General features: G+C 67.6%; 11 protein-coding genes. 8 read left to right on the top strand and 3 right to left on the bottom strand.

Features of this window, described 5'->3' with window-relative positions; all coding sequences use genetic code 11:
• Positions 1 to 5 precede the first annotated feature (5 nt).
• The gene (locus CRT60_RS13465) at positions 6 to 773 is read right to left on the bottom strand and encodes a DeoR/GlpR family DNA-binding transcription regulator (protein ID WP_098736880.1); all 768 of its coding nucleotides are present in this window, start codon (positions 771 to 773) and stop codon (positions 6 to 8) included.
• Between the two features lie 273 nt (positions 774 to 1,046).
• On the opposite strand from CRT60_RS13465, the gene deoC reads away from it, so the two are divergent.
• The 8 genes from deoC to CRT60_RS13425 all read left to right on the top strand — a co-directional run bounded on the left by deoC (position 1,047) and on the right by CRT60_RS13425 (position 10,260).
• Positions 1,047 to 1,718 carry a deoxyribose-phosphate aldolase gene (gene deoC / locus CRT60_RS13460; protein WP_098736879.1) on the top strand — a complete coding sequence of 224 codons (672 nt, stop codon included), beginning with the start codon at positions 1,047 to 1,049 and terminating at the stop codon, positions 1,716 to 1,718.
• Positions 1,719 to 1,901: 183 nt separating this feature from the next.
• Positions 1,902 to 2,948 carry an autoinducer 2 ABC transporter substrate-binding protein gene (locus CRT60_RS13455; protein WP_098736878.1) on the top strand — a complete coding sequence of 349 codons (1,047 nt, stop codon included), beginning with the start codon at positions 1,902 to 1,904 and terminating at the stop codon, positions 2,946 to 2,948.
• 87 nt (positions 2,949 to 3,035) lie between these two features.
• Entirely contained in the window at positions 3,036 to 4,538 is a 1,503-nt protein-coding gene (locus CRT60_RS13450; protein WP_098736877.1) for a sugar ABC transporter ATP-binding protein, read from the top strand.
• An 11-nt stretch (positions 4,539 to 4,549) separates the two neighbouring features.
• Entirely contained in the window at positions 4,550 to 5,527 is a 978-nt protein-coding gene (locus CRT60_RS13445) for an ABC transporter permease (protein WP_098736876.1), read from the top strand.
• Positions 5,528 to 5,539: 12 nt separating this feature from the next.
• Entirely contained in the window at positions 5,540 to 6,532 is a 993-nt protein-coding gene (locus tag CRT60_RS13440; protein ID WP_098736875.1) for an ABC transporter permease, read from the top strand.
• A 26-nt stretch (positions 6,533 to 6,558) separates the two neighbouring features.
• On the top strand, positions 6,559 to 7,644 hold the full coding sequence (locus CRT60_RS13435; RefSeq protein WP_098736874.1) for an aldose 1-epimerase family protein: 1,086 nt from the start codon (positions 6,559 to 6,561) through the stop codon (positions 7,642 to 7,644).
• A 15-nt stretch (positions 7,645 to 7,659) separates the two neighbouring features.
• Positions 7,660 to 8,583 (top strand): ribokinase, encoded by a 924-nt coding sequence (gene rbsK / locus CRT60_RS13430; RefSeq protein ID WP_098736873.1) that lies wholly within the window; start codon positions 7,660 to 7,662, stop codon positions 8,581 to 8,583.
• 24 nt (positions 8,584 to 8,607) lie between these two features.
• Complete coding sequence (locus CRT60_RS13425; protein WP_098736872.1) at positions 8,608 to 10,260, top strand: FGGY-family carbohydrate kinase; 1,653 nt, start codon at positions 8,608 to 8,610, stop codon at positions 10,258 to 10,260.
• Positions 10,261 to 10,263: 3 nt separating this feature from the next.
• Here the strand turns inward: CRT60_RS13425 and CRT60_RS13420 are convergent, their stop codons facing one another.
• Positions 10,264 to 11,250, bottom strand: coding sequence for a LysR family transcriptional regulator (locus CRT60_RS13420; protein WP_098736871.1), 987 nt, complete (start codon positions 11,248 to 11,250; stop codon positions 10,264 to 10,266).
• Between the two features lie 149 nt (positions 11,251 to 11,399).
• Positions 11,400 to 12,092: a hypothetical protein gene (locus tag CRT60_RS13415; protein ID WP_098736870.1), complete on the bottom strand. Its 693-nt coding sequence runs from the start codon at positions 12,090 to 12,092 to the stop codon at positions 11,400 to 11,402.
• Between the last annotated feature and the right edge of the window lie 8 nt (positions 12,093 to 12,100).

Raw genomic sequence — 12,100 nt, 5'->3', positions numbered from 1 at the left:
TGGCGTCAGGCCAGCACGATGCGCATGCCGGCAATGGTCAACCGTTCCGACCTTGCAGCGTCCAATCCGTCGTCGCAACACAGGAAATCGAAACTGTCGAGCTTGGCGAAGAAGGCCGGCTTGACCTGATCGAACTTGCTGCTGTCGATGACCAGCGCCCTGGTCACCGCGTTGGCGATGGCCGTCTGCTTGATCTCCACCTCATGGAAGTTCGAGCAGCTGATCCCCAGCGACTCGTGCACGCCGCCGGCCGAGATGAAGGCGGTGTTGATGCCGATGCCGCGCAGCATCTCCAGTGATTCCGGACTGGAGAAGGAGGCGGAGGAGGCGTGGTAAAGGCCGCCCAGCATGACCACGCGCACGCCGGGCTTTTTGCAGACGATCTCCGCAATGTTCATCGCGTAACAGACCACGGTGATCTGGCTGTCGGCCGGGATGCGGCTGGCGAGATGGGTGGTGGTGGTGCCGCAATCGATGAAGACCGTTTCACCCGGCTTCAGCAGGCTTGCCGCCGCCTCGCAGGCGGTGCGCTTCATCTCGATATGGGCGTCCCGCTCGCGGTCCAGGATGTAGCCCATGCCGCCTGCGCTCTCCAGCCCGCCGGCGATGTAGCCGCCGAGATAGGCGAATCGTCCGCCGCAGGACGCGATGTCGCGCCGCACGGTCATTTCCGACACGCCCAGCAGCCGCGCCGCATCCTTCAGCCGAAGGTAGCCGCCGGCATCCAGGGCGGACTGCAACCGGTTCAGACGCTCGGCCTTTCTCATCGACATGTCCGCATTCCGCACCGTTTCCGCCCTTGCTGCCAGCGGCCGCACCCTACAATCCAAACGGGTTAATCCCAATGGTCAAAGCCTTGAACAGGAGGGCCGTGGTCAAGATCACAATCGCGTGCATTGATCTTGACACAGTGCGCGACAGCGTGAAACTATCCTTTCAGAAAATGTTAGGATGTTAACATCGCAACGGATTTGTAAGCGATGTCGGCATCCCGGCGACAATCGAGGAGAGCCCCCAAGGACAAGGGGCTCCCCGGGAGGACCAAGATGCCGATACCCAGCGTTCCGGCGGAGCCGGCCGGTCTGGCTCCGTTCATCGACCACACCCTGTTGCGCCCCGATGCCCAGCCCGCCGAGGTCGAGCGGCTGTGCGACGAGGCGCGTGCGCACGCCTTCAAGGCGGTCTGCGTCAACCCCGTCTTCATCCCGCTGGTGACAGACCGGCTGGCCGGATCGCCGGTGGCGCCCTGCGCCGTCATCTGCTTCCCCTTCGGCGCCGATCCCACGGCGATCAAGGCGGACGAGGCCGAGTGGGTGGTCCGCCATGGCGCCCGCGAGGTTGACATGGTGATCCCCATCGGCCTGCTGAAAGCCGGGCGGACGGCCGAGGTCCGTGACGACATCGCCGAGGTGAAACGGGCCTGCGGCGACGCCCTGCTGAAGGTCATCATCGAAACCAGCCTGCTCACCGACGAGGAAAAGATCCTGGCCTGCCGCCTGTCGCAGGAGGCCGGGGCCGATTTCGTCAAGACCTCCACCGGCTTCGCCGGGGGCGGCGCCACCGCCGAGGATGTGGCGCTGATGCGCCGGACCGTCGGCGACGACATGGGCGTCAAGGCATCGGGCGGCGTGCGGACCACCGAAGACGCCCGCCGCATGATCGCGGCCGGTGCCTCGCGCATCGGCGCCAGCGCCAGCGTGGCGATCATCGGCGGCTGAGGCCGCCGACGGCGCACACGCCGTACAGCGTGCCGGTCGGGCGGGGGTTCCGTCCGTCCCACCCGGCACGGCATCATCAAAAACGGAACGCGCAGCGGGTGGCAAACACCCCGGCACCGGCGGTGGGTCGAGGAACTCTCCCACCGCATGGCGCTTATCGCCTCTCATGGGAGTCACGCCGACATGAAGAAGTTGCTGTCCTCGCTCATCGTCGCCGCGTCGCTGGTCGCCGGGCCGGCGATGGCCGCCGATCCGGTTCCGACCCCGGACTCCGTCAAGACGCTGAAGTCCGACGCCACCAAAAAGAAATACACCATCGCCACCGTGGTGAAGGTCGACGGCATCGCCTGGTTCGACCGCATGCGCGACGGCGTGAAGCAGTTCGCCAGCGACACCGGCCACGACACCTGGATGGTGGGGCCGAGCCAGGCCGACGCGGCGGCGCAGGTCCAGCTGGTCGAGAACCTGATCGCCCAGGGCGTCGACGCCATCGCCATCGTCCCCTTCTCGGTCGAAGCGGTGGAGCCGGTGCTGAAAAAGGCGCGCGACCGCGGCATCGTGGTGATCGCGCATGAGGCGTCGAACATCCAGAACGCCGACTATGTGCTGGAGGCCTTCGACAACTTCGCCTACGGCGCCAAGCTGATGGAAGTGCTGGGCAAGGCAATGGGTGGCGAGGGCAAGTATGTCTGCACCGTCGGCAGCCTGACCTCGAAGTCGCAGAACGAGTGGATCGACGGCGCCGTCGCCTATCAGAAGGAACATTTCCCGAAGATGCAGATGGTGACCAACCGTCTGGAGACTTATGACGACGCCAACACCGACTACAACAAGCTGAAGGAAGTCCTGACGACCTACCCCGACCTGAAGGGCATCGTCGGCGGTCCGATGCCGACCTCGGCCGGCGCCGGCCGTCTGGTGGCGGAACGCGGGCTGAAGAACAAGCTGTTCTTCTCCGGCACGGGTCTGGTCTCTGTGGCCGGCCAGTACCTGACCCAGGGCGACATCCAGTACATCCAGTTCTGGGATCCGGCGGTCGCCGGCTATGCCATGAACATGCTGGCGGTGATGGCACTGGACGGCAAGAAGGACCAGATCAAGGCCGGCCTGAACCTGGGCCTGCCGGGCTACACCGCCCTGACCACGCCGCAGGGGGCCAAGGCCAACCTGCTGTACGGCCAGGGCTGGGTCGGAGTCACCAAGGAGAACATGGGCTCCTACGACTTCTGACGATCTGAAGGGCGGGCGCCGGCGGCCGGAAGCGGCTTGCCGGCGCCCCGCGTCTTCATCCCCTCCTCGAACCGCCGGGCGGAAGATATGTCGGACGGTTTCATCGAACTCCGGAACATCCGGAAGGTGTTTGCCGGCGTCGTGGCGCTGGACGCCATGTCGCTGGTCATCAAGCCCGGCGAGATCCATTGTTTGGCCGGCGAGAACGGGTCGGGCAAATCCACCGTCATCAAGATCATGTCCGGCGTCTACCAGCCGGACGGCGGCGAGATCCTGATCGACGGCCGGACAATGCCCGGCATGTCGCCGATCGAGGCCATCGCCCACGGCGTCCAGGTCATCTACCAGGACTTCTCGCTGTTCGGGAATTTGACGGTCGCCGAAAATCTGGCGATGAACGTCCATCTCGGCGAGAAGCGGCGCCTGATGAACTGGCGGCGTACCCGCGCCATCGCCCGCGAGGCGGTTGACCGGCTGGGCGTGGAGCTTGATTTGGATGCCGAGGTCGCGTCGCTGCCGACCGCCGGCAAGCAGCTGGTCGCCATCGCCCGCGCGCTGATGTCGGATGCCCGCCTGATTATCATGGACGAGCCGACCACGGCCTTGACCCGCAAGGAGGTCGAGACGCTGTTCCGCATCGTCCGCGACATCCAGGCGCGCGACATCGCCATCCTGTTCGTCAGCCACAAGATGCGCGAAATGCTGGAGATCAGCGAGCGCATCACCGTGATCCGCAACGGCCGCAAGGTGGCGGAGGGGCCGACCGGCGACTTCGACGAGGCGCTGATCACCCGCCACATGACCGGCGGCGACATCCTCAACGAACCCTATGCCTGGACCCCGCCGCCCGGTCCGCCGCCGGTGCCCCGGCTGGAGATCCGCGGCCTGACCGTGCCCGGCAAGTGCGAGGATTTGAGTCTCGCCATCCGGCCGGGCGAGATCGTCGGGCTGTCGGGCCTGCTCGGTTCCGGCCGTACCGATCTCGCCCTGGCGCTGTTCGGCATGGTCCCCGGTTATAAGGGCGAAATCCTGATCGACGGCGCGCCGGTTCGGCTGCGCACGACCCAGGAGGCCATCGCCGCCGGCATCGCCTATGTACCGGAGGACCGGCTGACCGAAGGGCTGTTCCTGCCGCAGAGCATCAAGCGCAACATGCTGGCCACCTCCTACGAGCGGCTGGCGCCGAAACTGGTGATCGACCGCAGCCAAGCGGAGGAAATGACGCAGGGCATGGTCCGCGCCATGCAGATCGCCACCCCGACCGCCGAGAAGCCGGTGATGCAGCTGTCGGGCGGCAACCAGCAGCGCGTGGTGCTGGCCCGCTGGCTGCTGACCGACGCCCGCGTGCTGATCCTGAACGGCCCGACGGTCGGGGTCGATGTCGGATCGAAGGCGGAAATCCACGCCAAGATCCGGGAGCTGGCGCAGCATCATGGCCTCGCCGTCCTGATGATCTCCGACGACGTGCCGGAGCTGGTGCAGAACTGCAACCGCATCGTGCTGATGCATCGCGGGCGCTTCATCGAGGATCTGCCCGCCGACGACGTCACCGAAGAGACGGTCAGCGACCGGCTCAAGACCTTTACCTGAGGGAGGAACCGATGGCCCTGCTCCGCCGGTCGGAAACGGTCATCGCGGGCATCCTGCTGCTCGCCATGGTCCTCATCGGCACGATCAACCCCGCCTTCTGGCAGCTCGACAACCTGTTCAGCCTGATGCGCAGCAACGTCATCATCGGCATCATGGCGATGGGCGTGCTGCTGGTCCTGATCTCCGGCGGCATCGACGTGTCGTTCCCGGCCTTCGCCGTCGCCGCCATGTATCTGACTATCAAGGGCATGCTGGCGCTGGGCTACAACGGCGTCGTGCTGCCGCTGCTGGCCGCCACCCTGATGGGGCTGGCGTTCGGTGCGGTGAACGGCTTCTTCGTCTACAAGTTCCGCATGATCCCGCTGATCGTGACGCTGAGCACCAGCGCCATGGTGCGCGGCTTCCTGCTGGGCGTCGTCGGCACCAGCATGATCAACATCAACAAGATGCCGACCGCGCTGATCGACTTCGCCCGCACCGACGTGGTCAGCGTGACCAAGGCCGACGGCACCACCTATGGCCTGACGGCGATGGTGCTGATCTATCTCGGGCTGGCGCTCGCCATGCATCTGGTGCTGCGCTACACCATGATCGGCCGAAGCGCCTATGCGCTGGGCGGCGATCCGGAGGCGGCGCGCCGCGCCGGCTTCGATCTGCGCAAGACCATCTTCTTCATCTATTGCGTTGCGGGCGCGCTGGCCGGTTTCGCCGGGCTTCTGCACAGCGGCATGATCTGGCTGGCCAACCCGCGCGACTTCGTGGGTCTTGAGCTGGACGTCATCGCCGCGGTGGTGCTGGGCGGGGCGTCGATCTTCGGCGGGCGGGGCAGCGTGCTCGGCACCATGCTCGGCGTCTTCATGCTGGTGATGGTCAAGAACAGCCTGATCATCATGCACGTGGACACCACCTGGCAGCTCGTCGTCGTGGGTCTGATCGTCATCGCCGCGACCGCCCTGTCGGCGTGGCGCGACCGCCGCCGGGCGGCCTGAGGAGGCGGGAACATGAAGACGCAAATGAACATCCGCAGCCTGATCAACCGCGACAACAACATCGTCCAGCTGCTGGTCATGACGGTGCTGATCTTCGCCGTGATGACGGCGCTCAGCCCGGACAAGTTCCTGCGCTACTATAACTTCGAATCCATCACCTACATCTTCCCGGAACTGGGGCTGCTCTCCATCGCGATGATGATCGCCATGCTGACCGGCGGCATCGACCTGTCGGTGGTGGGGGTCGCCAATCTGTCGGGCATCCTGGCCGGCGTGCTGTTCCACAAGCTGGCGGGAGCCGCCGGCATCGCCGACGCCGGCATCCTGACCGTGCTGCTGGGCGGGGTGATCGCGCTCGGCACCGGGCTGGTGGCGGGGACAGTCAACGGGCTGCTGATCACACGGCTCGGCATCACGCCGATCCTGGCGACGCTGGGGACGGGGCAGGTCTTCACCGGGCTCGCCATCGTCTTGACCGGCGGGCCGGCCATCGTCGGCTTCCCCACCGCCTGGGCCTTCCTCGGCAACGGCAAGATCCTGGGGCTGGCGACGCCCTTCGTGCTGTTCGCGGTGATCGCCGCCCTGATCGCCTTCGTGCTGAGCCGCACCGCGCTCGGCATCAACCTGATGCTGATCGGCACCAACCCGAAGGCGGCGCTGTTCGCCGGGCTGAAGCGGGAGCGGATGGTGCTGTACAGCTACATGCTGACCGGCGTGCTGGCCTCGGTCGCCGGGATCATCCTGTCGGGGCGGACCAACGCGGCGAAGTCGGATTACGGCACCTCGTACCTGTTGCAGGCGGTGCTGATCGCCGTGCTGGGCGGGACAAATCCGGCCGGCGGGCGCGGAACGGTGCTGGGCATCACCATCGCGGTGGCGGCGCTGATGCTGCTGTCGAGCGGGTTCCAGATCCTGCGCTTCTCCAACCACCTGATCGATTTCATCTGGGGCGCGTTCCTTTTGCTGGTCATCGCCATCAACGCCTACAAGAACCGCACCCGCTAGCGGGCTTCCGATAGGGAGGAAATCCCATGAGCGTCCGAACCGCAATCCATTTCCGCAAAAGCTTCTTCGGCGAGGCCGAGCGCCCGATCGCGGAAGCGCACGGCATGACCGCCAGCCTGTTCCGCTATGACAGCGGGATCGAGGCGGTGCGGCTGTCCAACCGGCGCGGGCATCTGGTGGTGCTGCCCTATTACGGCCAGATGGTGTGGGACGCCGTGTTCGACGGCGTCGACCTGACCATGGCGAACATGTTCGACATGCCGCGTCCGGCCAGCGAGATCGTCGGCACATATGGCTGCTTCGCCTTCCATTCCGGGCTGCTGCGCAACGGTTGCCCCGGCCCGCAGGACAGCCACCTTCTGCATGGCGAGATGCCCTGCGCGCCGATGGACGACGCCGGGCTGGAGGTGGGGGAGGATGACGAAGGCCCCTATATGGCGGTGACCGGCCGGCGCGAGTATGTGATGGGCTTCGGCGCCCATTACGTCGCCCGCCCACGGGTGGTGCTGCGTCCCGGCTCCGCCCTGTTCGACATCGGGATGGCGGTGGAGAACCTGTCGGGTGCCGCGATGGACCTGATGTACATGTGCCACGTCAATTTCGCCTTCGCCGAGGGTGCCCGCATCGTCCAGCCCGCCCCCTTCACGCCGGAGGCGACGGCGGTGCGCACGGTGGTGCCGGCCCATGTGCCGCGCAGTCCGGCCTATGACGCGCTGCTGGCCGACCTCGCCCGCGATCCGGCGGTGATGGAGGTGCTGGACGAGCCTGGGCGCTACGACCCGGAGCAGGTCTTCTACATCCGCGGCCTGCGCACCGACGAGGAGGGCGGCACCGCGGTGATGATGCGGCGGCGCGAGGGCGACGCCTTCCACATCGCCTACAGCACGCGGGAGTTCCCCAAGACGGTGCGCTGGGTGCTGGTCAACAGCGACCAGAAGGTCTGCGCCTTCGCCCTGCCCTCCACCTGCGAGCCGGAGGGCTACAGCGCGGAAAGCGCCAAGGGCAATGTCCAGACGCTGGCGGGCGGCGAGACACGGCGCTTTTCGGTGCGGCTGGGCTATCTGACCGCCGACGAGGCCGAAGCCGAGGAATGCGCCATCCGGGCGCTGTAAGAGGAGTAATCAGAGATGGGCAAGATCGCCGTGGTCGGCAGCAACATGGTCGACCTGATCACCTACACCGCCCGCATGCCCGGCCCCGGCGAGACCATCGAGGCGCCGCGCTTCGAGATGGGCTGCGGCGGCAAGGGCGCCAACCAAGCCATCGCCGCCGCCCGGCTGGGTGCCGAGGTGATGATGGTCACCAAGGTCGGCGACGACATCTTCGCCGACAACACCATCCGCAACTTCGAGGAGTCCGGCATCGACACCCGCCATGTCGAGCGGGTGCCCGGCACCTCCAGCGGTGTCGCCCCGATCTTCGTCGAGCCGTCGGGCGAGAACAGCATCCTGATCATCAAGGGCGCCAACGCCCTGCTGTCGCCGGCCGACATCGACCGCGCCGCCGAGGATCTGAAGGGCTGCGACCTGATCGTCATGCAGCTGGAAGTCCCGCTGGAGACGATCTACCACACCATCCAGTTCGGGGCGCGGCACGGCATCGAGACCCTGCTGAACCCGGCCCCAGCGCCGACCGACCTCGACCCGAAGCGGATCGAGCAGGTCACCTTCCTGGTGCCGAACCAGACCGAGCTGGCGACCATCTCCGGACTGCCGGTGACTTCGGAGGCGGAGGCCGAGACGGCGGCGCGGGCGCTGATCGGGCGCGGCATTCGCACGGTGATCGTCACGCTGGGCGCCCGCGGTGCCCTGCTGTTGACCAAGGGCGAGGAAACCCGGCGGATCGAGCCGGTGCGGGTGACGCCGGTCGACACCACCGGGGCCGGCGACGCCTTCATCGGCAGCTTCGCCCGCTATTATGTCGAGAACCGCGATTTGGACGCGGCGCTGCGCATGGCGGTCCGCTATGCCGCCGACAGCATCACCCGGCCGGGCACCCAGAAATCCTACGCCAGCCGCGAGGCGTTCGAGGCCTTCTGCGCCAGCCTGTAACCGTCGGACGGAGGAGGACACGCCATGACACGCGCCGTGATCGGTGTGGATGTGGGGACCGGCAGCGCGCGGGCCGGCATCTTCGACCTTGCCGGCCGCCGGCTGGCCGCGGCCGCCCGCCCGATCCGGATGTGGAAGCCCGATCCGGAGTGGGCGGAGCAGTCTTCCGACGACATCTGGGCCGCCGTCTGCGCCGCGGTCCGGGAGGCGCTGGCGGCCTGCGCCAAGACGCTGGAGGTGGTCGGCATCGGCTTCGACGCCACCTGTTCGCTGGTGGTGCTGGACGCCGCCGGGCGGCCGGTGACGGTCGATCCGGAGGGCGACGATTCCCGCAACGTCATCGTCTGGATGGACCACCGCGCCATCGACCAGACCGACCGCATCAATGCCGGCGGTCATGAGGTGCTGCGCTATGTCGGCGGGCGGCTGTCGCCGGAGATGCAGACGCCCAAGCTGCTGTGGCTGAAGGAGAGGCTTCCGCAAAGCTGGAGCCGGGCCGCCCATTTCTTCGATCTGCCGGACTTCCTGACCTGGCGGGCGACCGGGTCGGCGCGGCGGTCGCTGTGCTCGCTGGTGTGCAAGTGGACTTATCTGGGACATGAGGGGCGGTGGGACGACGGCTACCTCCGTGCCATCGGGTTGGGCGATCTGGTCGATGAGGGGCATGCCCGCATCGGCACCGAGGTCGGCGCGGTCGGCAGCGCCGTCGCCGGCGGGCTGAGCGCGGAGGCGGCGCGCGAGCTTGGGCTGACGCCGGGCATCGCGGTCGGCACCTCGATGATCGACGCCCATGCCGGCGGGATCGGGGTGATCGGGGTGCCGCTGGAGACGGCGGGGACCGTCGATTTCGACCGGCGGCTGGCGCTGATCGGCGGCACGTCGAGCTGCCATATGGTGATGAGCCCCGCAACGCCGCGCTTCATCCCCGGCGTCTGGGGGCCTTATCATTCCGCCATGCTGCCGGGGCTGTGGCTGAACGAGGGCGGGCAGTCGGCGACCGGCGCCTTGATCGACCATGTGGTGCAGGGCCATCCCCGCCATGCCGACCTCGCCCTTGAGGCCCAGCGGCGCGGCACCACGGTCTACCAGCTGCTGAACGAGGAACTGGCGGCGTTGGCGGAGCGCCGCGGCGAGCCGGTGGCGATGCTGACCCGCGACCTGCATGTGCTGCCCGACTTCCACGGCAACCGCTCGCCGCGGGCGGACGCCAGCCTGCGCGGTGCGATCAGCGGGCTCCGCCTGTCGGACGGGCTGGAGGATCTGGCGCTGCTCTATCTGGCGACGGTGCAGGCGGTGGCCTATGGCACCCGGCACATCGTCGCGGCGATGAACGAGCGCGGCTATGCCATCGACACCATCCTCGCCTGCGGCGGCGGCACCAGGAACCCGGTGTTCCTGCAGGCCCATGCCGACGCCACCGGCTGCACCCTGGTCCTGCCGGAGGAGCCGGAGGCGGTGCTGCTGGGCGCCGCGGTGCTGGGAGCGGTGGCGGGCGGCGCCTTCCCCGACATCGCCGCCGGCATGGCCGGGATGAGCCGCGCCGGCCGCCGCATCACGCCGGCCGAGGGGCCGCTGCGGGCCTATCACGACGCCAAATACGCCGTGTTCCTGCGCATGCACGAGGACCAGATGGCCTATCGCGCCCTGATGGAGACGGGGATGGAAAAGGCCGGCTAGACCTCACATCATCACGCACTCGCTCACCCCCTCCCGCTCCATCGGCGCCTTCTGCTTCTCGCACAGGTCGCCCGGCAGATCCTCGCCCTGGAGCAGGGGGCAGCGCTCGAACAGTTCGGCCAGCCAGTCGACGAAGACCCGCACCTTCGGCGACAGGTGGCGGTTCTGCGGGTAGACGGCGGAGATCGGCATCCGCGGCGGCCGCCAGTCCGGCAGGATCTCGCGCAGGGCGCCGCTGCGCAGGTGCGGCAGAACCATGAAGCGGCCGGGCTGCAGAATGCCCTGCCCTTCCAGCCCGCAGGTGACATAGGCGTCGGCGTCGTTGACGGAGATGACGCCCTTCATGGCGATGTCGACCACCTCGTCGTCGCGGCGGAAGCTGAGGTCGAGGTTGCGCCCGGTGCGGTTGCTGAAATAATTCACCGCGATGTGGCGCTCCAGATCCTCGATGGTCTTCGGCACGCCATGCTCGGCGAGATAGGCCGGGCTGGCGCAGGTGACCTGCTGGATGGCGCCGATCCGGCGCGCCAGCAGGCTGGAATCGGCAAGCTCGCCGATGCGGACGACGCAGTCCACCCCCTCCTGCACCAGATCGATGGGCCGGTCGCCCAGCCCCAGCATCAGCTCGATGTCGGGGTATTTGGCGTGGAATTCGTGGATCGAGGGGATGATGACCAGCCGGCCGATGGAGCCCGGCATGTCCACCCGCAACCGGCCGCGCGGCGTCTTGCGGGCGCTGGTGAAGGTGGATTCGATCTCGTCGATTTCCGACAGGATGCGGCTGGCGCCCTCCAGATAGGCGGCACCGTCCAGCGTCAGGTTGAGCTTGCGCGTGGTGCGCTGGAGCAGGCGGACGCCCAGCGCCGCCTCCAGATTCTGGATGGTCGTCGTCACCGAGGCGCGCGGCAGCCCCAGCGTTTCCGCCGCCTTCGAGAAGCTGTTCGCCTCGACCACCCGGATGAAGACGCGCATCGCATGCAGCTTGTCCATACGGACCCCGTCCTTTCAATCGCGGCTCCCGCAAGTGGGGAGAGTGTCCGCCGAAGAAGGGCGAATAGCAATCGGGCGGGCGCTGTTCAAGGGGGGGTATGTCGCGATGGGATGGAACGGCGTGGAACGCTTTCCGGCGGCTGTTCCATCTAGCGCCGGCCGGAGAAGGCGCCGATGGCGCGGCGGCTCACCGGGCCGGGGTTGAGGTTGGGGTATTCCTCATACTGGTTGAGCGTGTAGGGGAAGAGGCCCTTCGGTCCCGCCGCCTCCGGCTGGGCCAGGACGGCGGCGACCAGGGCCGGGCTGGGCGGGGTGCGCTCACGCAGTTCGCCGGGGATGTCGTCGTCGAGTTCGGGAACGGTGACGGCGGGCGGGTCTTCAGGACGGGGGGCAGGCCGGGGATCAGGCTTGGGATCAGGCTTGGACGCGGGTTCGCGGGCGGGCTGATCGAGGCCGGCGAACAGGCCGAGCCGTTCGGCCAGCCAGCGCACGGTGGCGGGATCGCCAGCGGAGACCAGACGCTCGATCTGCTCGGCCACCAGCACCCGCAGCGAGGACAGGCGCAGCTCGGCCTCGCGGTTCAGCGCCTGCCGCTCCCACCACACCCTGTGACGGAAATCCTTGGAGCCGTAATAGGCGCGCCACAGGGTGGTGCGGCTGCACCCCATGGCGCGCGAGACCTGAAGGAAGCTGTTGCCGCGGGCCAGCATGCCGGCGGCCATGATCCATTGTTCTTCATGGAACTGCGAACCGGGGACCAGCGCGCCTTCGGACGGCGTCGGCGGCTCTTCGGCCCAACGGGGGAAGTTGTCGTCGGTGAAGCTGCGGGGATCGAGAGGCATAGCGAGGC

Source organism: Azospirillum palustre (genome assembly GCF_002573965.1).
Taxonomy (GTDB): Bacteria; Pseudomonadota; Alphaproteobacteria; order Azospirillales; family Azospirillaceae; genus Azospirillum; species Azospirillum palustre.
Note: the sequence above shows the minus strand (reverse complement) of the source record. Positions and strands in the feature narration are given on the sequence as shown.